Raw genomic sequence first — 22,673 nt, 5'->3', positions numbered from 1 at the left:
AGTTGATTTCACATGGCTAATGTCAAAACCGCCTACCGCACCCACACCTGTGGGGAGCTCCGCATGGAGCAGGTAGGCCAGACCGTCACCCTGGCGGGCTTCCTGGAGAACTTCCGTGAGGTGGGCGCCAGCCTGGGCTTCGCCGTCCTGCGGGACTTCTACGGCACCACCCAGGTGGTGGCCGAGACCGAGGAGATGGTCAAGACCATCAAGGCTCTGAACAAGGAGTCCACCATCGCCGTCACCGGCGTGGTGCGGGAGCGTGACTCCAAGAACCCCAAGCTGCCCACCGGCGACATTGAGGTGGTACCCGAGAAGATCGAGGTGCTGGGCCGCTGCCGCCACAACGAGCTGCCCTTCCAGATCAACCGCAGCCGTGAGGCCGACGAGACCCAGCGTCTGAAGTACCGCTACCTGGATCTCCGCAACCCCGCCGTCAAGAACAACATCATCCTCCGCTCCCAGGTGGTGGCCGCCCTGCGGCAGGCCATGACCGCCCAGGGCTTCATGGAGATCACCACCCCCATTCTGACCGCCTCTTCTCCGGAAGGCGCCCGTGACTACCTGGTACCCAGCCGCAAACACCCCGGCAAGTTCTACGCCCTGCCCCAGGCTCCCCAGCAGTTCAAGCAGCTGCTGATGGCCTCCGGCTTCGACAAGTACTTCCAGATCGCCCCCTGCTTCCGGGACGAGGACGCCCGCGGCGACCGCTCCCCCGGCGAGTTCTACCAGCTGGACATGGAGATGGCCTTTGCCGGTCAGGAGGACGTGTTCGCCGTTCTGGAGCAGGTGCTCCCCCCCATCTTCGCCCAGTACGGCACCTACAACGTGGCCTCTGAGGCTCCCTTTAAGCGGATCTCCTACCTGGAGGCCATGGACAAGTACGGCTCCGACAAGCCCGACCTGCGCATCGACCTGACTGTCACCGACGCCACCCAGGTGCTGGCAAACTGCGGCTTTGGTCCCTTCGAGGGCAACACCGTCAAGGCCATCGTGGTGTCCGGCTTTGAGGGCACCCGCAAGCAGATCGACGGCATCTGCAACGAGGTGGAGGTCCAGTCCGGCAACAAGGCCTACTGGTTCCGCCTGGATGAGAAGGGCGAGATCGTGGGCGGCATCGCCAAGTTCGTCCAGCCCATCAAGGACGCCGTGGTGTCCGCTCTGGGCCTGGAGCCCGGCTGCTTCGTGGGCCTCACCGCCGGCAAGCTGCTGACCGCCCAGAAGACCGCCGGCGTGCTCCGCTCCAAGCTGGGCAACTTCTGCCCCAACCACATGGACAAGGAGCGCTATGAGTTCTGCTGGATCGTGGACTTCCCCATGTACGAGATCGGCGAGGAGTCCGGCGAGTTGGAGTTCTGCCACAACCCCTTCTCCATGCCCAACGGCGGCCTGGAGATCCTGAAGAAGGCCGCTGCCGGCGAGGTGGACCCCCTGTCCATCACCGCCTTCCAGTACGACCTGGTGTGCAACGGCGTGGAGCTGTCCTCCGGCGCCGTCCGGAACCACGACCCCGAGATCATGATTGAGGCCTTCCAGCTGGTGCGGCTGGGCGAGGAGGACGTGAAGGCCAAGTTCCCCGCCATGTACAACGCCTTCACCTACGGCGCTCCCCCCCACGCGGGCATCGCCCCCGGCGTGGACCGTATGGTCATGCTGCTGGCCGGCGAGGACTCCATCCGTGAGATCATCCCCTTCCCCATGAACAAGAACGCTCAGGACCTGATGATGGGCGCGCCTTCCTTTGTCACCGACGCCCAGCTCAACGAGCTGAACATCGTGTGCACCAAAAAGGAAGAGGACGAGTAAAGCGCCCATCATCAGGGGGCCCCGCACAGCGGGGCGCGCTTTGCGCGTACAAGCGTTTTCGCCTGTGGCGAAAACCTTGGCGCAGGCGGAATTCACTTCCGCCGAGCAAGTAAAATCATCCCTGGGTCCCCGGACAGCCCAGGCTGTCCGGGATCTGGGCGCTCCCTCCTTTGTGACCGACGCCCAGCTCAACGAGCTGAACATCGTGTGCACCAAGAAAGAGGACGAGGAATAAAACCAAACAGAACGGCCCCCACCGGATATCCTCCGATGGGGGCCGTTTTTCATTTTATTTCTTGCCCAGCAGCTCCATGCCCACCTGGCGGCCCAGCTCCTCGGCCTGGGCGGTGACGGTGTCCACGATTTCATGGACGTAGTCGCAGTTGCCGCACAGGGAGGCCCAGCCCGGCAGCTTACCCCCCAGCCCCGCCAGCAGCTCCCGCTCGGGGATGAGGCCCAGGGCGGTAATGAGGGTGTCGCAGGCCACCTGCTCCTCCTTGCCGCTGTCCAGATGGCGGAGGGTGACGCCGGTAAGCCGCCCCTCGCCGTGGAGGCGGGTAACGGTGGTCCGGGTCATCAGAGGGATGCGGTGCTCCAGCAGACAGGAGCGGTAGTTGCGTACCATGCCGCCGCATCTCCCCTTCTGCTCCACCACCCCCAGCACCTGGCAGCCCTCCAGCACGAACCGGCGGGCCATGATAAGGCCCAGATCCCCGCTGCCCAGCACCAGCACCTTTCTCCCCGGCCGCCAGTGGCGCAGGTTGATCATCCGCTGGGCCTCACCGGCGGTAAACACCCCGGCGGGCCGGGTGCCGGTGACGGGGAGAGAACCGATGGTCTTTTCCCGGCAGCCGGTGGCCAGAATGAGCCGCCGGAAGGCCACCGGCTCATACCCGCCGGGGCCGGACAGCTCCGCCGTCCGCCGCTGGGACAGGGAGAGCACGGTGGTGTTGAGGCGCACGCTTACCGCCGCCCCCTCCATCTGGGCCACGATGCGGGCGGCGTACTCCGGCCCGGTGAGGTTGCGCTGGAAGTAGCCCAGGCCGAAGCCCTGGTGGATGCACTGGGGCAAAATGCCCCCCAGCCGCTCCTCCCGGTCCACCAGCAGCACCGAAACCGGTCCCGCGCCCGCGGCGGCCAGTGCGGCGGACATCCCCGCCGCGCCGCCGCCCACCACCAACAGATCAACCTTCTCCATGCCGTCCTCCTGTTAGCAGCCGGGAACCCGGCCCGTCCTTTTGCAGATCCTCCGGGGGCACCCCCAGCATCCGGGCCATAAGAGCCATAATCCGGTCCCCGCAGAAGGCCCCCTGGCACCGGCCCAGGCCGGCGCCCGTCCGCCGCTTCACCCCATCCAGGGTGACCGCCCCCCGGCGGATGGCGTCCCGCACCTCCCCCTCGGTGATGCCGCCGCACCGGCACAGAATGCGGCCATAGGCCGGGTCCCGGGCCACCAGCGCCGCCCGGGCCTCCCGGGTCAGATCCCGGGGCCGTACCGGCGCTTTTCGCTCCGGCCGGAAGGTGGAGTCCAGTTCCCCCTTCCCCAGCTGGTCCGCCACCTGGGGGGCCAGCCAGGCCCCCAGGGCCTGGGCGCAGGTGAGGCCGGGGGTCTTGATGCCGATAAGGCTCCACAGCCCTCTGGCGGGATTGGTGACGGTGAAATCGTGGATGCTCTGGGCCCGCACCACATTGTAGGGCTTGGGCCGCACCCCGGCAAAGGAGCGGATGGTAAGCTCCAGATCCAGCTCGGGGGCCACCTGGGCCGCCAGCTGGCGCAGCTTGGCCAGGCCCGCCTCAGTGGTGGCGGACAGAGGCCCCACCCCCGGCTGCTCCGAGGGGCCCAGCAGCAGCTTGCCGTCCAGGGTGGGCACCATGGTCAGGCCCTTGCCCTTCTCCTCCGGCTCATGGAAGATGACATGATTGACATAGTGGCCCGCCCCCTGGTCCAGGATCAGGTAGTCCGCCTTCTCGGGGGTGATACGCACCGTAGGCGGAGCGGCCAGCTCCTGGACCTGGTCGGCGTGGAGGCCGCAGCAGTTGACCACCGCTGCCGCCCACAGCTCCCCCCGGAGGGTGACCACCCGCCAGCCCCCGTGTTCCGGCAGCAGGTCGGTGACCGGGGCGTTGAGCCAGGGGGTGACACCGTTGGCCAGGGCGTTCTCCCAGGCGGCATAGCACAGCTCCCAGGGGTCGGTCACCCCGGTGTCGGGGGCGTAGAGGGCGGAGGACACGCCGGGGGCCAGCCCCGGCTCCCACTCCAGGGCCGCCCGGCCGGACATGAGTTTGAGGCCCTCCACCCCGTTCTCCATGCCCTGGATCATCTTCCGCTGTAATGTCTGGTCGGCGTTGGGCCCGTAACTTACCATTAAGGAGCCCCGCCGGGCGAAGGGCACCCCCAGCTCCCGGCACAGGTCCCCGAAGCCCTTGCAGGCCGCCACGCACAGCCGGGTCTTGAGGGTGCCCGGCTTGGTGTCGCAGCCGGTATATACAATGGCGGTGTTTGCCCGGGAAATGCCGGTACACACGTCCTCCCGGGCCTCCACCAGGGCCACCTTCAGGGGGTGGCGGCGCAGCTCCCGGGCCATAAAGCAGCCCAGCAGCCCGCCGCCCAGTACCGCCACGTCGTAGCGCTCCATGGTCCATCCTCCTCTCTTAATGTGCCCCTTTAAAAATGCCGCCGCACCCGGCCGGGCTGGTCAATGGTGTAACCCCCCAGCTGTTCCAGCCGTTCCCGGAAAGCCGGGCTTTGCAGCACCTCCAGCAGGGCCTCCACCGCCGGGGTGCCCCAGGCGTAATCGGGGATGAGCAGGTCGTACTGCTCCACGCACACCGGCAGAAAATCCAGGTCATACAGCCGGGCGGCGGACAGGATGCCCATGCCCGCGTCAGCGGTGCCGGCGGCGATCTGTGCGGCCACCGAGGTGTGGGTCAGCTCCTCCCGGTCGTAGCCGTACACGGCGGCGGGGTCGATGCCCTCCTTCCGGCACAGGTAGTCGGCCAGAATGCGGGTGCCCGAGCCCTTCTGCCGGTTGACGTACCGCAGGTTGGCAATGTCCCCAAAGCCCTTGATACCCAGGGGATTGCCTTTGGCCACCATCAGGCCCTGGGTGCGGCCCACGCACTCCACCTGATACACCCCCCCTGGGGGAAATACTTCTCCAGATAGGAAGTGTTGTAGGTTCCGTCCTTCTCATTGAGCAGGTGGCATCCCGCCCCGTGGGCCTCCCCCCGGCGGAGGGCCATAATGCCCCCCATGGAGCCCACATGGGTGGAGCTCATGTACAAGTCAGGGTGGGTCTGGTGGAGCAGATCGGCCACCTCGTCCAGCAGGGGGTCGTGGCTGCCCATCATTACCAGAGTGCGCTCCAGCTCCTCCCGGGGCCGCAGGAGAGAGACGGTGACCTTCTCCCCCGCCTCCAGGCCCTCCTTGCCCTGGGGGATGTCCAGGATGCCGTCGGCCTTCAGGAAGGAGGACACCACCCCGGCCCCACGGGCCAGGGGGGAGGCCACCAGCTTATCCCCCACCCGGCCCAGCCGTACCCGGACGAACTCCCGGTATTTCAGCCCCGACACCACCCGCCGGGCCAGCACCGCCTCCGCCTGTTCCCGGGCGGAGGCTTTCTTGCCGGTCCAGTGTTCGATGAGGGGGCGGAGCAGGTGCTCCAGCACCAGAATGCCGCTGACCGGATAGCCGGGCACCCCCAGCACCGGCACCGGGCCTCTCCGGCCCAGAATGGCGGGCTTGCCGGGGCGGATGGCCAGCCCGTGGCACAGCACCTCCCCCACCGTGCCAATGACGGCGGCGGAATAGTCCTCCCGGCCCGCCGACGACCCGGCGTTGAGCACCACCAGGTCGCACTCCTCCGCGGCCCTGGTGAGGGCGTCAGTGAGGTCAGCCTTGTTGTCCTTCACGATGGGGTAGGTCCTGGCCGTACCGCCCCATTCCCCGATCATGGCGGAGAAGATGGAGGAGTTGAACTCCAGCACGTCCCCCGGCTGGGGGTGGTCGGTGGGGGGCACCACCTCGTCCCCGGTGGGGATGATCCCCACCACCGGGCGGGTGAACACCTCCACCGCCAGCACGCCACCGGCGATCATGGCCCCGATGGCGGCGGGGGTAATGGAGGTATGGGTGGGGAGGAGCATCTCCCCGGCGCACACGTCCTCCCCGATCTGCCGGATGTGCTGCCAGGGGGCGGCGGCCTCATGGAGGACGGCCTTCTCCCCCTCCCACAGCACATCCTCAATCATCACCACCGCGTCCTTCCCCTCGGGCAGGGGGTCACCGGTGTCCACCACCGTGAACTGATGGGGTTCCAGGGTCACCGGCGTGGTCTCGGTGGCGCCGAAGGCATCCGCCGCCGCCACGGCGATGCCATCCATGGCGCAGGCGGGATAGTGGGGGGCGCACAGGGTGGCGTAGACCGCCCGGGCGGTCACCCGGCCCGCCGATTGCGCCACCGGCACCGTCTCGGTTTTGGGCTGAAAGCCCCCCTCCGCCAGCCAGGCGGGGTAGCGCTCCTCCGCCTGCTCCAGGGGGAGGTTGGTCAGATAAGTAAAGGGCATAAAAACGCCTCCTGATATAAAACTACCCGAAGAGGGACACCTCTACAGATTCCCCGGCCGGGATGCCCTCCCGGTCCCGGGGGACGCAGAAGAAGCCGTCCGCCCCGGCCAGGGTGGTAATGAGCCCCGACTTGCCCCAGATGGGCACGGCCCACATCCCGTCGGGCTTCTCCTCCAGAGTGACGCCGGTGTACTGGGCCCTGCCGTGGTTGGCGGGGACGGTCTGGGCCAGACGTGCCGACACCGTCCGCTCCGCCCAGGTCCGCCCCTCCAGCCGGGCCAGCAGGGGGATGAGAAAAAGCTTTGCGGTGAACAGGGCGGCCACCGGGTGGCCGGGCAGGCCCAGGATGGGCTTGCCCCCCGCCTTTCCCAGCAGGGTGGGCTTGCCCGGCTTCATGGCCACCCCGTGGCACAGCACCTCACCCAGAGAGGCCATCACCCGGCAGGCGGCGTCCTTCTCCCCCACCGAGCTGCCTCCCGACAGCACCACGCAGTGGCAGCGCTCCAGAGCCTTCTCCACCGCCTCTCTCAGCAGTTCCTCCCGGTCGGGGACAATGCCCAGGGGCACCGCTTCCGCCCCCGCCTGGGCCAGCAGAGCGGCCACCAGGGGGCCGTTCACGTCCCGCACCTGTCCGGGGCCGGGGTCCCCCTCCGGGGGCACCAGCTCGTCCCCGGTGGAGATCAGGCCCACCCGCAGTTTGGGGACCACCGGCACCTGAGTCACCCCCAGGGCCGCCAAAGCCCCTACGTCCTGGGGCTCCAGCCTGCGGCCCTTGGGCAGCACCAGGTCCCCCGGCTTCACGTCGTCCCCTTTAAAAATCAGGTTGGCCCCCGGGGGAACGCTCTTTACAATGCCGATCTCCCCGCCGCCGTAGTCCTCGGTGTGCTCCACCATCTGGACGGCGTCGGCGCCTTCCGGCAGGGCCCCGCCGGTGGGGATGGCGGCGCACTGATAGGGGCCCACGGCAAAGGCGGGCTCCTTGCCCATCTCCACCGCCCCGGTGCAGGTGAGCAGGGCGGGGATGGACTCACTGCACCCGAAGGTGTCCGCCCCCCGCAGGGCGTAGCCGTCCACGGTGGAGCGGTCAAACCCGGGCACATATTCTTCAGCCAGAATATCCCGGGCCAGCACCCGGCCCAGGGCACGGTCCAGCCCCACGGTTTCCGGGGGCCGGTCCAGGGGGCCGAAGGTATTTGCAATCCGTGTCAAAAGTTCCTCAGGGGTCATGACGGTGAGCATGGTCCCCCTCCTTTCCCACCCCGAAAAAGTCCAGGGCGAAGGCTTGAAATTCCAGCCCCACAGGGCTGAGATGTTTTTCCCGCTTGAAGCACAGCATCAGGGGCCGGGCAAACCGGCCGCTGGCCAGCCGGGCCAGGGCAATGCGGGAGTCTGCCCGGTAGGGGGCGGCGGCCCCCTCGGGCACAAAGCCCAGGGCCAGTCCGGCGGCCACCACCTGGCGGTGACCCTCCCGGTCGTTGACCAGACAGCGGGTGGCCGGATGGAGGTTGAGCCCGGCGCACAGGTAGTAGGGCTCCTCCAGCCAGTGGCCGGGGCTGCTGAGAAAGACCATGGGCTGGCCCTCCAGGGCCTTCAAATCCACCGGCTCCCGGCGGGCCAGAGGGTGGTGGGCAGGCAGGGCCAGCAGGTAGCGCTCGCTGCCCAGGGGGTAGCCCCGGAACTTCTCATACCGGCTGTCGTCGGGACAGAGCAGCATATCGTATTTGTTGATGTCGGGGACCTCCAGCTCCTCAATGCGGCAGTCCAGCTGGAACTCCACCCCTGGCCGGGCATCGGCAAAGGCGGCCAGACAGGCGGCCACCTTCTCCTCCCCGCCGCAGCACCCCACCGACAGCCGCTTCACCGGCCCGGCGGACAGCTCCCCCAGCTCCAGCAGGGTGTCGTCCAGGTCCCGGAGCATGGCCCGGGCGCTCTCCAGAAACCGGCGGCCCGGCTCATTGAGCAGGATGCGCTTGCCGGAGCGGGTAAACAGCGGGGTGCCCAGCTCCTCCTCCAGCCGGGCGATGCTGCGGGACAGGGAGGGCTGGCTGAGGTGGAGGGCCTCCGCCGCCTTGGATAGGTTTTGCAGCTGGGCGGCGGTGACGAAATATCGGATCTGGGCGATCTGCAAGCTGCTCCCTCCTTATAGCCAAAAGGTATATGCGGGGGTGGGCCGCCAATCCCCGGCGGCAACAGGCTCCCGCCTTACAGGGGCAATTCCTTACCCCGGTTTTGATGGCAGAACGTACAGTTTAGCTGCCCTTATTATACGGCCCTTTATGCACAAAAGCAATATGAATTCCCAGTCCTTCCCTTTACTTCCCGCCCCCGTGCTCCTACACTAAAATCAGGAGTTCAAATTCTGTTTCAAAAGGAGGTGTGCCTCCGTTCCCGCCGGGAATGGGAGGAAAGGGATGAAACAACTCGTTGTCAAGCCGGAGAAATGCATCGGCTGCCGCACCTGCGAGCTGGTGTGCTCCTTCGGCCACTACCAGCAGTTCAACCCCCGCCTGGCCAACATCACCGTGCTGGAGTATGAGGCCGCCACCCTGGCGGTGCCGGTGGTGTGCCAGCAGTGCGAGGACGCCAGCTGCATGAAGGTGTGCCCGGTGAAGGCCATCCGCCGGGACGAAAACGGGGCCTGCGTCATCAACTACGACAAGTGCATCGGCTGCAAGATGTGCCGCAGCGCCTGCCCTCTGGGCAATATGTCCTATTCCACCATCGTGAAGAAGGTATTCAAGTGCGACCTGTGCGGCGGGGACCCCAAGTGCGTCAAGTACTGCCCCGGCGGGGCCCTGAGTTTTGAGGACCCGGACGCGCGGGACGTACGAAAAAAATTGACGGCGGACAAGATTGTGGCCGCCATGGGAACGGAGGGGTGAGCCATGGGAAACGGATATACCGGCACGATTTTACGCATTGATCTGGCGGCGGGGTCCATCCGCAGGGAGCCCCTGAACCAGAAGAACGCCCAGGAGTATGTGGGGGCCCGTGGTCTGGGCACCAAGTATTACTGCGACGAGTGCGACCCCAACTGCGACCCCCTGGGGCCGGACAACAAGCTGATCTTCATGACCGGCCCTCTGACGGGCACCTGCGCCACCTCCTCCGGCCGGTACAACGCGGTGGCCAAGTCCCCCCTGACGGGCACCATCGGGGCGGCCAACTCCGGCGGCCACTTCGGCCCCGAGCTGAAATACGCCGGGTACGACGGCATCATCTTTGAGAACATCTCGGAGAAGCCGGTGTACCTCTACATCAACGACGGCACGGTGGAACTGCGGGACGCCTCCCACCTGTGGGGCAAGGACGTGTTCGAGACCACCGACCTGCTGCGGGAGGAGCTGGGGGACGAGTTCCGCATCGCCTGCATCGCCCCCGCCGGGGAGACCGGCTGTCTCTTCTCCGCCATCATGAACGACAAGCACCGGGCGGCGGGCCGGGGCGGCATGGGCACGGTGATGGGCTCCAAGAAGCTGAAGGCCATCGCCGTCCGGGGCACCGGCTCGGTGACGGTGGCCCGGCCCGAGGCCTTCTTTGAGGCCTGCGTGGACGCCCGGGCCAAGCTGAAGGCCCACCCGGTCACCGGAGCCGGCCTGTCGGCCTACGGCACTCAAATTCTGGTAAACATCGTCAACGCCACCGGCGGCCTGCCCCTGCGCAACGGCCGGGACGGCTCGGTGTACGATCTGGCCGACGACATCTCCGGCGAGACCCTGGCCGCCAAGTATCTGCTGCGGAACAAGGGCTGCTTCGGCTGCTCCATCGGCTGCGGCCGGGCGGTGGAGATCAAGGAGGGGCCCTTCAAGTCCAAGGGCGAGGGTCCCGAGTACGAGGCGGGCTGGTCCTTCGGCGCCGACTGCGGCGTCAACGATCTGGCGGCGGTGTGCGACGCCAACTTCCTGTGCAACCAGTACGGCATCGACCCCATCACCATGGGAGCCACCGTGGCCTGCGCCATGGAGCTCTTTGAGATGGGAGCCATCCCCGAGTCCGACATCGGCTTCCCCCTCCGCTTCGGCGACGCGGCGGCCATGGTGAAGGCGGTGGAGATGACCTGCAAGGGGGAGGGCTTCGGCAAAATCATGGGCCTGGGCTCCTACCGCATGGCGGAAAAATACGGCCATCCCGAGCTGTCCATGTCGGTGAAGAAGCAGGAGATGCCCGCCTATGACGGCCGGGCCATCCAGGGCATCGGCCTGGAGTACGCCACCTCCAACCGGGGCGGCTGCCACGTCCGGGGCTACATGATCTCCCCCGAGGTGCTGGGCATCCCCATGAAGATGGACCCCTTGGTCACCGAGGGCAAGGCGGGTCTGCTGAAAACCTTCCAGGACCTCACCGCCCTGGTGGACGCCACCGGCATCTGCCTGTTCACCACCTTCGGCATCGGCCTGCCCGAGGTGGCGGCCCAGTACCGGGAGGCGGTGGGCAGCGACGAGAGCGACGAGGAGATCCTGCTGAAAGGTGAGCGGATCTGGAACCTGGAGAAGCAGTTCAACATTGCCGCCGGTGTGGAGAAGGACACCCTGCCTCCCCGGCTGCTGCGGGAGAAGCTGCCCGAGGGCCCGGCGGCGGGCAAGGTCAACGACCTGTACACCATGCTGGCGGAGTATTACGCCGCCCGTGGCTGGACGGCGGAGGGCATCCCCACCCCGGAGAAGCTGGCCTCCCTCAACCTGAAATAAGCCTATGACGGTGAAATTCTTTGCCTATCTGCGGGAAAAGGAGTTTGCCGGGACCAAGGAGCTGGTCCTCTCCCCGCCCCCCACCGTGGGGGCGCTGGGGGAGGACCTGTCCCGGCGTTTTGGCCCCCGGTTCCGGGGGGAGTTCTTCTCCCCCGCCGGGGACGCACTGGGGGAGAAAATCATCGTGCTGGTCAACGGCCGCCGGGTGGAGTTCCTCTCCGGCCTGGACACTCTGCTGAAAGACAGCGACACGGTGCAGATCTTCCCGGTGGTGGCCGGGGGCTGAGCCCCCGCTCCCCCGCCAAACCCAAAAAAGGCGGTGAAACCCATATGGATATCCCCATGGAGGACATTCAGGCCATCTTACAGGCCTATCCCCCGGAGCAGCGGTTCAGCCTGGCCATGCTCCAGGATATGCAGCATAAATTCAACTACATCCCCCGGGAGGGCATGGAGGCCCTGGCGGCCTACCTGGGCTGTCCCCTGTCCTCCCTGTACGCCATGGCCACCTTCTACAAGGCCCTGAGCCTCAAGCCCAAGGGCAGGCACATCATCAAGCTGTGCGACGGCACTGCCTGCCACATCCGGGGCTCCACCACCCTGCTGGACGGGGTGCGGCGGCTGCTGGGCATCGATGCCGGGGAGACCTCGGAGGACGGGCTGTTCTCCCTGGAGCTGGTGAACTGCCTGGGCTCCTGCGCCCTGGCCCCGGTGATGGTGGTGGACGGCACCTACTACGGGCGGGTGACCCTGGAGAAGCTGCCCAAAATTCTGGACCAGTACCGGGAGGTGGAAGGCCATGAGTAAAACGGTATTGGTGTGCTGCGGCACCGGCTGCCTGGCCAACGGCAGCGCCAAGGTGGCGGAGGCCTTCCGCGCTCTGCTGGCGGGCACCGGCCATCAGGTGGAGTGCCTGGTCAAGGAGACCGGCTGCCAGGGGTTCTGCGAAAACGGCCCCATGGTGCGCATACTCCCCGACGACATCACCTACTACAAAGTGAAGCCCGCCGACGCCGCCGAGATCGTGGCCCAGACGGTGGAACAGGGTCAGCCTGTCACCCGGCTGCTGGCCAAAAACGACGCCGGTCAGCCGGTCACCCGCCGGGAGGACAATCCCTTCTTTGCCCCCCAGGTGAAGGTGGCCCTGCGGAACGTGGGCATCATCTCCCCCGCCAGCGTTGAAGATTATGTCAACCGCGGCGGGTACAGCGCTTTGAAAAAGGCCCTTGCCATGACCCCCGACGAGATCATCACCCAGGTGGAGCTGTCCGGCCTCCGGGGCCGGGGGGGCGCCGGCTTCCCCACCGGCCGGAAGTGGCGCACCGCCGCCGGGTATGACAACTTCCCCAAGTATGTGGTGTGCAACGGCGACGAGGGCGACCCCGGCGCCTTCATGGACGGCTCCATTCTGGAGGGAGACCCCCACAGTGTGCTGGAGGGCATGGCCATCTGCGCCCTGGCTATCGGGGCGGAGACCGGCTTCCTCTACATCCGGGACGAGTACGCCCTGGCGGTGGCCCACATCAAGGAAGCCATCGCCAACGCCGAGGCGGCGGGCATTTTAGGTGATCACATCCTGGGATCTGACAAGAAATTAAAACTCTCCGTTGTCAGAGGCGGCGGCGCTTTTGTGTGCGGCGAGTCCACGGCGCTGATGGCGTCGGTGGCTGGCCGGGTGGGCGAACCCCGGGCCAAGTACATCCGCTCGGTGCAGCGGGGCCTGTGGGACCAGCCCACGGTGCTCAACAACGTGGAGACCTTCGCCAACATTCCGGTGATTTTGGACCGGGGCGGAGCGGAATTTGCCAAGCTGGGCACCGAGGGGTCCAAGGGCACCAAGGTGTTCTCCATGGTGGGCAAGGTGAAGCGCACCGGCCTGGTGGAGGTGCCCATGGGGGCCACCCTCCGCCACCTGATTTTCGACATCGGCGGCGGCATCCAGGGGGATCGCCCCTTCAAGGCGGTGCAGACCGGCGGCCCCTCCGGCGGGTGCATCCCCGAGGAGCTGCTGGACCTGCCGGTGGACTTTGACACCCTGAAAAGCCACGGGGCCATGATGGGCTCCGGCGGCATGATCGTTATGGACAACCGCAGCTGCATGGTGGAGGTGGCCCGATATTATGTAAAGTTCCTCTCGGAGGAATCCTGCGGCAAGTGTACCCCCTGCCGGGAGGGCTTGAGGCATATTCTGGCCATCCTCACCGACATCTGTCAGGGCAAGGGGCAGCTCAGCGACCTGGAAGTGCTGGAGGAGCTGTGCCGCACCCTGGCGGACAGCTCCCTGTGCGCCCTGGGCAAGTCGGCCCCCAACCCGGTGCTCACCACCCTGAAGTATTTCCGGCAGGAGTACGAGGCCCACATTCTGGAGCACCGCTGTCCGGCAGGGGTGTGTACCGCCCTCACCAGCTTTGCCATTGACAAGGACAAGTGCGTGGGCTGCGGGGCCTGTAGCCGGGCCTGCCCCGCCGGGGCCATCTCCGGCGGCGTGAAGGAGCCCCATGTCATTGACCCCGCCCGGTGCATCGCCTGCGGCTCCTGCCGGGAGGCCTGCAAGTTCGGCGCGGTGGAGACGAAAGGCAAGGTGGCGGGATGATCATTACCATTGACGGAAAACAGTGCAGCTGTGAGAAGGGGGAATTTCTCCTCCAGGTGGCCCGGCGCAACGGCATCTACATCCCCACCCTGTGCCACCACGAGGCCCTGCCCGGGCAGGGCTGCTGCCGGGTGTGCATTGTGGAGGTAGACGAGGGCAAGGGCCCCAAAATCGTGGTGTCCTGCGTCTACCCGGTGGAGCGGGAATGTACCGTGTCCACCGACAGCGACAAGGTCCGCCGCCAGCGGGGGATGATTCTGTCCCTCCTCCACAAGCGGGCTCCGGACAGCGAACTGATTGCCCAGATGTGTACCCACTACGGCGCGCCCCCGCTGGAGCGGCTCAAGCCGGTGGACAGCGGCAAATGCATCCTGTGCGGGCTGTGTACCCGGGCCTGCGCCGAGCTGAGCGTGGGGGCCATCTCTACGGTCAACCGGGGAGTCACCAAGGAGGTGGCTACCCCCTACCACGACCCCAGCCCGGTGTGCGTGGGCTGCGGCTCCTGCGCCAGCGTGTGCCCCACCGACGCCATCCCCCTCACCGAGACGGCGGACACCCGCACCATCTGGGGCAAGACCTTTACCCTGGTGCGTTGCGCCCAGTGCGGCGCGGTGATCGGCACGTCGGAGGAGCTGGCCCTGGCCGCCCAAAAGGCGGGCGAGGAGCCGGAAACGCTGTGTGAGCGCTGCCGGAAGGCCGCCCTGGCCCAGGTGCTGGCCCACACCTACGGAGACCAATAACAGCACAAAAAAGCCCGGCGCGTCGTATGACGCGCCGGGCTTTTTATGTTTGATGATCTTACCCCAGGTAGGCCAGGGGGTTGACGGCAGTGCCGTTGATCTGTATCTCAAAGTGGCAGTGGTTGCCGGTGGACCGGCCGGTGGAACCCACACGGGCGATGGGCTGGCCCTGGTAGACCTTGTCGCCGGTGGAGACCAGCAGGCTGGAGCAGTGGGCGTACAGGGTACGCACACCGTTGCCGTGGTCGATGACCACATAGTTGCCGTAGCTCCAGTAGCTGCCGGTACCGGTGCCGGACCACACCACGGTGCCGCCGTCGGCGGCCTTGATGGTGGTGCCGTAGGAGGTGGCGATGTCCAGACCGCTGTGGTAGCTGTAGGAGCCGAAGATGGAGCGGTAACCAAAGCTGGAGGTGATGTTGCCGTACACCGGCCAGATGTAAGTGCCGGTAGGCAGCCAGGAGGGCCGCACCTTGGTGCCCACCGCGATGACCTTGTTGGTGGCCTCACGGGTGACCTGGGTCTCCAGCACCGTGCGCTCCTGCTCCACGCCGTTGAGGTAGGACACATCGGCGGTGACCACCTGCTCGCCGGGCACGCCGGCGTCCAGTACCTTGGACTCACCCTGGTACATGGAGTCATCCTCCACTTCCACCACAGGGCAGGCAATCTCCTCGGTGTAGGTCACGTGATCCACCGTCTTAACGGACAGGAAGGGGATCTCTTCCTTCACGTTGACGATCTGACCGATGTAAATGCGGCTGCTGTCCACACCGGGGTTGAGGGCCTCCAGCTCGGACAGGGTCATGCCGTTGGCCACGGCGATGTCCACAAAGGTATCGCCCTGCTGCACCTCATAGGTGGTCTGGCCGTTCTGATTGGCGGTGAGGGCGGCCAGCATGGCGTCGGCATCCTGGTTGACGTCGGAGGCGGTGTACTCGTGGGTGATGTACACGCCAGAGGTAAACTCGGCGGAGATGGTGTTCTCATTGATATAGGGGGCCTTCACCTGGTCCAGAACGATATCCAGAGTCTCACGGTCCTGGGCGGCGCCGATAAACTGGCCGTTGACGGTGAGCACATAGTTCTTCATCACGTCGCCGATCTGATCGAAGAGATAGGTCTCAAACTCAGCGGCGGGGGTAATGTTCTCCTGCTCAACCAGGGCGAAGGAGTAGGTAATATCACCGTCCAGAGTGTAGTCATATCCCAGGATCTGCGTGGCCCGGGCCTCTACCCGATCCACCGCGTCCTCAAAGACCTGAGGAGAGGTGACGGTGCCCAGAGCCACGCCGTTCATCTCCACCACATAGGCGGGGGTGTAAACGGAGGTGACCACAGCGGCCACGCCCACAACGGCGGCCACAGCCAGGAAGTGGAACGGGCTGACAATGCGGCCGCCGCCGGCAGTGGCGGCGTCGGCCCAGTGCTGGAACCGCCCGGCGCCGGCGCGGATGGCGCCGCCGGCGGTCTGGGCCTTGGCCCGCAGCCGGGCGGTCAGACTCTCAGTCTCCCGTTCCTGTGGAATATGAAGGATCTCGTCCATGGGGGGATTCCCCTCCTATATCGTGGAATATCAATGAGTCTGTATCCGGTCTGTATCCGATCGGTAACAGCCGGAAACGAAAAGGTTACAAATGGTTACAGTCGTAATGATACACGCATCTGATCCAAAAGTCAAGGCTTTCCGGGAAAAGCGAACAGTTTCTCTCCCTGTGGAGAAAGGAATTTTCACACCACGACATCTGGTGGATAGGACAAAAAAGGAACCGCCCCACCCCCAAGACCGGCGGTTTTCCGCCCCTGTCCGCCAAACTTTTTTGTCAATTTGCCGGAAGCCTTCCATATATAAAAAACCGGAGCACCCTGACGAGTGCTCCGGTTTCCGTAAGTAACTGATTAAGCCAGCGCAGCAGTGATAATAGCCATAGAATAGACTTCCTGGGCGTTGCAGCCGCGGGACAGGTCGTTGATGGGGGCGTTCAGGCCCAGCAGCACGGGGCCGTAGGCATCGAAGCCGCCCAGACGCTGGGCGATCTTGTAGCCGATGTTGCCGGCGTTGATGTTGGGGAAGATAAAGGTGTTGGCGTAGCCGGCCACGGGGGAGCCGGGGCACTTCAGCTGGCCCACCTTGGGGGACACGGCGGCGTCAAACTGCAGCTCGCCGTCCACGGCGAAGTCGGGGTTGGTAGCCATGACCTTCTCGTAGGCGTGGCGCATCTTGTCCACGGTCTCGCCCTTGCCGGAGCCCTTGGTGGAGTAGCTCAGCATGGCCACCTTGGGGTCGATGCCGAAGGTGCGGGCGCAGTGGGCCACCTCGGTGGTGATCTCCACCAGGTCGTCCTCGGTGGGGTCAATGTTGATGGCGCAGTCGCCCATGGCCAGCACGGTGTTCTCGCCCACGCCCTCACGGACCAGGATGAAGCAGGAGGACACGATCTTGTTGCCGGGCTTGGTCTTGATCAGCTGCAGGGCGGGACGGACGGTGTCGGCGGTGGAGTAGGTAGCGCCGCCCAGCAGGCAGTCGGCCACGCCCATCTTCACCAGCATGGTGCCGAAGTAGTTGCCCTTCTTCAGAGCAGCGCGGCACTCATCGGGAGTCATCTTGCCCTTACGCAGCTCCACCATGGCGTCCACCAGCTTATCCATCTCGGGATAGGTGGCGGGGTCAATGATCTCGGCGCCCCGGATGTTGAAGCCGGCCTCCTCGGCGGCGGCGTGAACCGCCTCCTCGTTGCCAATGAGGATGGGGGTCAGGAAGGTACCGGCCAGCAGACGGGCGCTGGCTTCCAGGATACGGGCATCGGTACCCTCGGTGAAAATGATCTTCTTGGGGCTCTTTTTCAGAGTGTCAATCAGGGTCTGAAACATATGAATAGCCATGGGAATCTCCTCCATTTCATTGATCCGAACTTTTGCCAAATACTTGGCGGTATAACTATTATACACCTGTCCCGCTGGCCGCTACAAGAACCTGGATGAAAAATATTGTGGAAAAATCCGCTTTACTTTTGGTATTTTTGCAATTATACTATACACACTGTTTATTAGGAGAGGTGTACTATGACTTCTGATTTTTCCCGCTGCCTGTCTCTGCTGCGGCAGGAGAAGGGCGCGTCTCAGCGGGCGGTGGCCAAGGACCTGGGCATCAGCCAGGCGCTGCTGTCCCACTATGAAAACGGCGTCCGGGAGCCCGGCCTGGCCTTTGTCATCAAGGCCTGCAACTACTATAACGTATCCGCCGACTTCCTGCTGGGCCGGACCCTGAGCCGGGACGGCACAACCATCGCCGCCGAGGAGCTGTACGACTACTCCACCGAGAAGGACAACGTGCTCCACGGCTCCATCCTGGCCACCCTGAACAAGAAGCTGCTGGTCAACTCCACCGGCGTGCTCTTCGACCTGCTGGGCAAGACCGGCAAGAAGGAGGCCATCAACGCCGCCGCCGACTATCTGGGCACCGCCATCTATAAGCTGTTCCGCCACCTCTACCGGGCGGACGGCACCCAGAACGAGGACTTTTTCTCCGTCCCCGCCCGGCAGTTCACTGCCGGGGTGCCCTTTGCCGACATGATCTGCGCCGAGGCCGACTACACCGAGGCCCTGGCCGCCCACGTCAAGGACAAGGGCAACTTCCCTCCCATGAACAACGACGCCCTGATGGAGAACTATCCCGGCCTGTACCAGTCCCTGCTCCAGATCATCCACAATACCGGCGAGCGCATCAACCGCCGGACGGCAGAGCGCCGGGAGAAGTAACAGACCTTCCCCCCACCCCATCACCAAAATCACATCATTACGGGAGGTATGACCTCGTCCTCCCAAACTCCATATCCTTCGCTTTCCCCTGACGGGCAAAGCTCACTCATTCCGTTGCTCGTCCTCTCCAAATCAAACCCGTTGCGCTGGGCTTTGATTTGGTTCATCCCCCAACTGGAGGTTTGTCTATGACTGATCAATCCAAGATTCGTAACTTCTCGATCATTGCTCACATCGACCACGGCAAGTCCACCCTGTCCGACCGGCTGATCGAGCAGTGCAACGCCGTCACCGCCCGGGAGATGGAGTCCCAGCTGCTGGACAACATGGACCTGGAGAAGGAGCGGGGCATCACCATCAAGGCCCGGGCCGTCAAGCTCAACTACGCCGCCGAGGACGGCAACACCTACGAGCTCAACCTCATCGACACCCCCGGCCATGTGGACTTCAACTACGAGGTGTCCCGGTCCCTGGCCGCCTGCGAGGGCGCCATTCTGGTGGTGGACGCCGCCCAGGGCATTGAGGCCCAGACCCTGGCCAACACCTACCTGGCCATGGAGCACGACCTGGAGATCCTGCCGGTGGTCAACAAGATCGACCTGCCCGCCGCCGACCCCCAGCGGGTGAAGGACGAGATTGAGAATATCATCGGCATCCCCGCTCAGGACGCCCCCGAGATCTCCGCCAAGGTGGGCATCAATATCCCCGCCGTGCTGGAGGACATCGTGAAGAACGTCCCCGCCCCCAAGGGGGACCCCAATGCCCCCCTGAAGGCCCTCATCTTCGACAGCCAGTACGACCCCTATCGGGGGGTCATCGTCTACTTCCGGGTGATGGAAGGCACCATCAAGACCGGCATGAACGTGAAGCTGATGGCCTCCGGCGCCACCTACCAGGTGCTGGAGTGCGGCCACCTGCTGCCCCTGGGCATGGAGCCCTGCAACGAACTCATCGCCGGCGAGGTGGGCTACTTCACCGCCTCCATCAAGAACGTGAAGGACACCCAGGTGGGCGACACCATCACCGGGGCGGAGGCCCCGGCGGCGGAGCCTCTGCCCGGCTACCGCCCCGCCCGGGCCATGGTGTACTGCGGCATCTACACCGAGGACGGCTCCAAGTACCCCGACCTGCGGGACGCCCTGGAGAAGCTCCAGCTCAACGACGCCTCCCTGTCCTTCGAGCCGGAATCCTCCGTGGCTCTGGGCTTCGGCTTCCGCTGCGGCTTTTTGGGGATGCTCCACATGGAGATCATCCAGGAGCGGCTGGAGCGGGAGTTTGACCTGGACCTGATTACCACCCTGCCCTCCGTTATTTACCGCATCACCAAGACCGACGGCAGCGTGGTCATGGTGGATAACCCCCACAACTACCCCGATCCCGCCGTCATTGAAATGGCGGAGGAGCCCTACGCCAAGGTGTCCATCGTCTCGCCCCCCGACTATGTGGGCAACATCATGCCCATGTGCCAGGAGCGCCGGGGCGAGTATAAGGATATGCAGTATCTGGACACCAACCTGGTGGAGCTCCACTACTCCATGCCTCTGGGCGAGATCATCTACGACTTCTTCGACACCCTGAAGGCCCGCACCAAGGGCTACGCCTCCCTGGACTACGAGATGGACCGGTATGAGCCCTCCGAGCTGGTGAAGGTGGATATGCTCCTCAACGGCGACCAGGTGGACGCCCTATCCTTCATCGCCCACAAGGACAAGGCCTATCCCCGTGCCCGGCGGCTGTGCGAGAAGCTGAAGGAGAACATCCCCCGTCAGCTCTTCGAGATCCCGGTCCAGGCCGCCATCGGCGGCAAGGTCATTGCCCGGGAAACCGTGAAGGCCATGCGCAAGGACGTGCTGGCCAAGTGCTACGGCGGCGACATCACCCGAAAGAAGAAGCTGCTGGAGAAGCAGAAAGAGGGCAAGAAGAAGATGCGGAGCCTTGGTACGGTTCAGATCCCGACAGAGGCGTTTATGGCCGTGCTTAAATTGGACGAAGAATAAGGCAAAAGACCTGCTGCATGATTGCAGCAGGTCTTTTTTGTATCCGCCTCCTCAGCTGAGGAACAGCTCCACATCCTCCACCGTCAGACCGGTCTGGAGGGCCAGGTTGATGCCGAACCCCACCACCTTGGCCAGGTCGGTGACCCGGGCGTCGATGTCCCTGGGGGTGACCATCAGCCCCTCCCCCGCCCCCTGAAGGGCCTGGGGGTCCAGATGGGCCTGGCCCGCCTCAGCCAGCAGGTCGGCGGCCAGGGTGGCCCCATCCACCACCGTGGGCACCCCCACGGCGATGACAGGCACCCCCAGGCTGGCCCGGTCCAGGGCCGCCCGGGCGTTGCCCACCCCGGAGCCGGGGGTGATGCCGGTATCGGCCAGCTGAACGGTGGTACACACCCGGCTTAGGCTGCGGGAGGCCAGGGCGTCCACCGCGATGACGCAGGAGGGGCGGATCTTTTCGGTCACCGCCCGCACCAGCTCCCCGCTCTCCACGCCGGTGGTGCCCAGCACCCCCGCCGCCAGAGCGGCCACCGGCCGGAAGGAGCCGAAGTGCTCCGGCACCTGCTCCACCAGATGGCGGGTGACCATGGTGTGGTCGGCGGCGGCGGGTCCGATGTTGTCCGGGGTGATGGCCCGATTGCCCAGCCCCACCACCAGGGCAGGGGCCCCTTCCGGCAGCTTGAGCAGGGCTTTCAGCTCGGCCGCCACCGCCCGGGCCGCCCGGCCAAAGGCGTCCTCCTCCCGGCGGACCAGGGCGGACAGGTCCACCGTCACATAGGTGCCCACCGGCTTGCCGATGGCCTTTGCCCCCCGGTCGTCCAGCACTTTGACCGTGGTCACCGGGTAGCCCTCCCGGGTGGATTCCTGCTGGGTCACGCCGGGCAGCTCCCCGGTATTGCCCCCCTCCCGCCACAGCTGGGCGGCCTCCAGCGCCAAATCCGTCCTTCTTTGTTCCATATGCGTCCTCCTGTACACCCCAAGATATGGTGTTTTGTATGCTGCTTGCCTCTATTTTTTGCGGAGAGCGGCCCCATATACAAAAAAAGTGAAAAAACCTAAAAAAAACTGTTGCAATTTCTCTTGCTTCCTGCTAGAATGTAAAAATGCACAGGCAAACTATGTGTATTTACTATCGTCATCGGAGGAGGTGTTTGGTTTGCCGAATATTAAATCTGCCAAGAAGCGTGTCCTGGTGAACGAGACCAAGGCCATGCAGAACAAGGCCGCGAAGTCCGCTCTCAAGACCGACATCAAGAAGTTTGAGGCTGCGCTGGCTGAAGGCAACCGCAGCGAGGCCGAGGGCGCTTACAAGGTGGCCGTTAAGGCGGTCGACAAGGCCGTGGTTCATGGTCTGCTGCACCGGAACAACGCTGCGCACAAGAAGAGCGCCATGACCATCAAGCTGAACAAGCTGGCCTAATCTGTGGTCAACATGAAACCGCCTGCCATGCAGGCGGTTTTTTGCTGCCCAAACGGGACAGGCCGGTCTCTCCCCTTGCAATTTCTTCCATTTTATGGTATATCTAAAAGGAACCTGTGTCCGGGAGGTGGGCCCATGCCCAAAGAGCTGCTGAAAAAGAAGCCGGTGAAATTTGCGCTGGAGATGGTGGACATTTATTTCTCCAAGCACATCTCCCGCTCGGCGGCGGAGCTGGCCTACTTTCTCATCCTGTCCTTTTTCCCCCTGCTCATCTGCATCAATGCATTTATCAGCCTGCTGCCGGTGGATCTGGAGGAGGTGCTGGCTGCCGCCTCCCCCCTGCTGCCCAGGGCGGCCCGGGATATTCTGATGGAGTATGTGGGCTATATCACCACCAATCAGTCTCCCGGCCTGCTCATTGCAGGGGTTTTCATGACGGTGTTCTTTGCTTCGGCGGCCTTCCGGGCCCTGATGAACATTATGGAGGAGATTTACGGCCGTAAGGGCTACCGGGGCCTGCGGCAGGTGATCGCCAGCGTGCTCTTTGCCCTGCTGCTGCTGGTCACCATCTTTCTCTCCCTGGTGGTGCTCCTCACCGGCGGCTGGCTCTTCCAGGCGGCGGAGCGGTTGCTCCATCTGGATACCAACTCCCTGCCCTGGGATTGGCAGTGGATGCGCTTTCTGCTCCTCTTTCTGCTGGTGTTTCTCTTTGTGATGCTGGTGTACCGGGTAGCCGCCCCCCAGGGCAAACCACGCCCGCCGGTAATGACCGGGGCCTTTCTGACCGCGGTGGTGCTCTCCGTCTTTTCCATCCTGTTTTCCTGGTTCATCGGCCTGTCCTCCCGGTACTCCCTGGTGTACGGGTCTCTGGCCTCCATCATCATCATGCTGGTGTGGCTCTACCTGTGCGGCAATATCCTCATCATCGGCAACATCTTCAACTGCGTGTGGTACAAGCACAAAAAGCTGAAGCTGCTGAAAGATCTGAAAAAAGAAGAGAAATAAAAAGGGCCTGTTGCAAAATGTGCAGCTCGTACAAAGACCCGTCATTCCGAGAAAAACGGCCGCCCACCGGGCGGCCGTTTTTCGTGGGAATCCGTCCCTTT

19 protein-coding genes and 1 pseudogene are annotated in these 22,673 nt (G+C 64.6%); 12 read left to right on the top strand and 8 right to left on the bottom strand.

Annotated elements, in window-relative coordinates:
* Nucleotides 1–12: 12 nt before the first annotated feature.
* Both aspS and IHN22_RS00680 read left to right on the top strand, forming a co-directional pair.
* Complete coding sequence (gene aspS, locus IHN22_RS00685) at nucleotides 13–1,806, top strand: aspartate--tRNA ligase (protein ID WP_191433049.1); 1,794 nt, start codon at nucleotides 13–15, stop codon at nucleotides 1,804–1,806.
* Between the two features lie 64 nt (nucleotides 1,807–1,870).
* On the top strand, nucleotides 1,871–2,041 hold the full coding sequence (locus IHN22_RS00680; protein ID WP_158098713.1) for a hypothetical protein: 171 nt from the start codon (nucleotides 1,871–1,873) through the stop codon (nucleotides 2,039–2,041).
* Nucleotides 2,042–2,095: 54 nt separating this feature from the next.
* On the opposite strand, the gene IHN22_RS00675 is transcribed toward IHN22_RS00680, so the two are convergent.
* The 5 genes and pseudogenes from IHN22_RS00675 to IHN22_RS00655 all read right to left on the bottom strand — a co-directional run bounded on the left by IHN22_RS00675 (nucleotide 2,096) and on the right by IHN22_RS00655 (nucleotide 8,501).
* A complete protein-coding gene (locus IHN22_RS00675; protein WP_191433048.1) occupies nucleotides 2,096–3,004 on the bottom strand; it encodes an NAD(P)/FAD-dependent oxidoreductase in 909 nt (302 codons plus the stop codon).
* On the bottom strand, nucleotides 2,991–4,442 hold the full coding sequence (locus IHN22_RS00670; protein ID WP_191433047.1) for an NAD(P)/FAD-dependent oxidoreductase: 1,452 nt from the start codon (nucleotides 4,440–4,442) through the stop codon (nucleotides 2,991–2,993). Before IHN22_RS00670 ends, IHN22_RS00675 begins: the two co-directional genes overlap by 14 nt.
* 29 nt (nucleotides 4,443–4,471) lie before the next feature.
* Nucleotides 4,472–6,372 (bottom strand): annotated as a pseudogene (locus IHN22_RS00665) (molybdopterin biosynthesis protein).
* A gap of 22 nt (nucleotides 6,373–6,394) precedes the next feature.
* Nucleotides 6,395–7,612: a molybdopterin molybdotransferase MoeA gene (gene glp, locus IHN22_RS00660; protein WP_191433046.1), complete on the bottom strand. Its 1,218-nt coding sequence runs from the start codon at nucleotides 7,610–7,612 to the stop codon at nucleotides 6,395–6,397.
* Nucleotides 7,590–8,501: a LysR family transcriptional regulator gene (locus IHN22_RS00655; RefSeq protein ID WP_087399142.1), complete on the bottom strand. Its 912-nt coding sequence runs from the start codon at nucleotides 8,499–8,501 to the stop codon at nucleotides 7,590–7,592. Before IHN22_RS00655 ends, glp begins: the two co-directional genes overlap by 23 nt.
* 283 nt (nucleotides 8,502–8,784) lie before the next feature.
* On the opposite strand from IHN22_RS00655, the gene IHN22_RS00650 reads away from it, so the two are divergent.
* Genes IHN22_RS00650 through IHN22_RS00625 form a run of 6 tightly spaced genes read left to right on the top strand, consistent with a single transcriptional unit; the run spans nucleotide 8,785 to nucleotide 14,394 of the window.
* The gene (locus IHN22_RS00650) at nucleotides 8,785–9,255 is read left to right on the top strand and encodes a 4Fe-4S dicluster domain-containing protein (RefSeq protein ID WP_087187272.1); all 471 of its coding nucleotides are present in this window, start codon (nucleotides 8,785–8,787) and stop codon (nucleotides 9,253–9,255) included.
* Nucleotides 9,256–9,258: 3 nt separating this feature from the next.
* Nucleotides 9,259–11,061, top strand: coding sequence for an aldehyde ferredoxin oxidoreductase family protein (locus tag IHN22_RS00645; protein ID WP_191433045.1), 1,803 nt, complete (start codon nucleotides 9,259–9,261; stop codon nucleotides 11,059–11,061).
* 4 nt (nucleotides 11,062–11,065) lie between these two features.
* Complete coding sequence (locus tag IHN22_RS00640) at nucleotides 11,066–11,347, top strand: MoaD/ThiS family protein (RefSeq protein WP_087326474.1); 282 nt, start codon at nucleotides 11,066–11,068, stop codon at nucleotides 11,345–11,347.
* 44 nt (nucleotides 11,348–11,391) lie between these two features.
* A complete protein-coding gene (locus tag IHN22_RS00635) occupies nucleotides 11,392–11,868 on the top strand; it encodes a complex I 24 kDa subunit family protein (RefSeq protein WP_087326476.1) in 477 nt (158 codons plus the stop codon).
* Nucleotides 11,861–13,654: an NADH-ubiquinone oxidoreductase-F iron-sulfur binding region domain-containing protein gene (locus IHN22_RS00630; RefSeq protein WP_191433044.1), complete on the top strand. Its 1,794-nt coding sequence runs from the start codon at nucleotides 11,861–11,863 to the stop codon at nucleotides 13,652–13,654. Before IHN22_RS00635 ends, IHN22_RS00630 begins: the two co-directional genes overlap by 8 nt.
* Nucleotides 13,651–14,394: a 2Fe-2S iron-sulfur cluster-binding protein gene (locus tag IHN22_RS00625; protein WP_191433043.1), complete on the top strand. Its 744-nt coding sequence runs from the start codon at nucleotides 13,651–13,653 to the stop codon at nucleotides 14,392–14,394. Before IHN22_RS00630 ends, IHN22_RS00625 begins: the two co-directional genes overlap by 4 nt.
* A 58-nt stretch (nucleotides 14,395–14,452) precedes the next feature.
* Here IHN22_RS00625 and IHN22_RS00620 read toward each other — a convergent pair whose 3' ends face one another.
* Both IHN22_RS00620 and pta read right to left on the bottom strand, forming a co-directional pair.
* Complete coding sequence (locus IHN22_RS00620) at nucleotides 14,453–15,940, bottom strand: peptidoglycan DD-metalloendopeptidase family protein (RefSeq protein WP_191433042.1); 1,488 nt, start codon at nucleotides 15,938–15,940, stop codon at nucleotides 14,453–14,455.
* Between the two features lie 353 nt (nucleotides 15,941–16,293).
* Complete coding sequence (gene pta, locus IHN22_RS00615; RefSeq protein WP_191433041.1) at nucleotides 16,294–17,277, bottom strand: phosphate acetyltransferase; 984 nt, start codon at nucleotides 17,275–17,277, stop codon at nucleotides 16,294–16,296.
* A 180-nt stretch (nucleotides 17,278–17,457) separates the two neighbouring features.
* On the opposite strand from pta, the gene IHN22_RS00610 reads away from it, so the two are divergent.
* Together IHN22_RS00610 and lepA are read left to right on the top strand one after the other, a co-directional pair.
* On the top strand, nucleotides 17,458–18,153 hold the full coding sequence (locus IHN22_RS00610; RefSeq protein ID WP_087267636.1) for a helix-turn-helix domain-containing protein: 696 nt from the start codon (nucleotides 17,458–17,460) through the stop codon (nucleotides 18,151–18,153).
* 188 nt (nucleotides 18,154–18,341) lie between these two features.
* Nucleotides 18,342–20,150 carry a translation elongation factor 4 gene (gene lepA, locus IHN22_RS00605; protein ID WP_191433040.1) on the top strand — a complete coding sequence of 603 codons (1,809 nt, stop codon included), beginning with the start codon at nucleotides 18,342–18,344 and terminating at the stop codon, nucleotides 20,148–20,150.
* A 51-nt stretch (nucleotides 20,151–20,201) separates the two neighbouring features.
* Here the strand turns inward: lepA and gpr are convergent, their stop codons facing one another.
* Nucleotides 20,202–21,104: a GPR endopeptidase gene (gene gpr / locus IHN22_RS00600; RefSeq protein WP_191433039.1), complete on the bottom strand. Its 903-nt coding sequence runs from the start codon at nucleotides 21,102–21,104 to the stop codon at nucleotides 20,202–20,204.
* Between the two features lie 199 nt (nucleotides 21,105–21,303).
* On the opposite strand from gpr, the gene rpsT reads away from it, so the two are divergent.
* Both rpsT and IHN22_RS00590 read left to right on the top strand, forming a co-directional pair.
* A complete protein-coding gene (rpsT, locus tag IHN22_RS00595) occupies nucleotides 21,304–21,567 on the top strand; it encodes a 30S ribosomal protein S20 (protein WP_087187261.1) in 264 nt (87 codons plus the stop codon).
* A gap of 135 nt (nucleotides 21,568–21,702) precedes the next feature.
* The gene (locus IHN22_RS00590; protein ID WP_087267643.1) at nucleotides 21,703–22,572 is read left to right on the top strand and encodes a YihY/virulence factor BrkB family protein; all 870 of its coding nucleotides are present in this window, start codon (nucleotides 21,703–21,705) and stop codon (nucleotides 22,570–22,572) included.
* Nucleotides 22,573–22,673 lie beyond the last annotated feature (101 nt).

This window comes from Flavonifractor sp. An112, from assembly GCF_904377885.1.
Lineage (GTDB): Bacteria > Bacillota > Clostridia > Oscillospirales > Oscillospiraceae > Flavonifractor > Flavonifractor avicola.
Note: the sequence above shows the minus strand (reverse complement) of the source record. Positions and strands in the feature narration are given on the sequence as shown.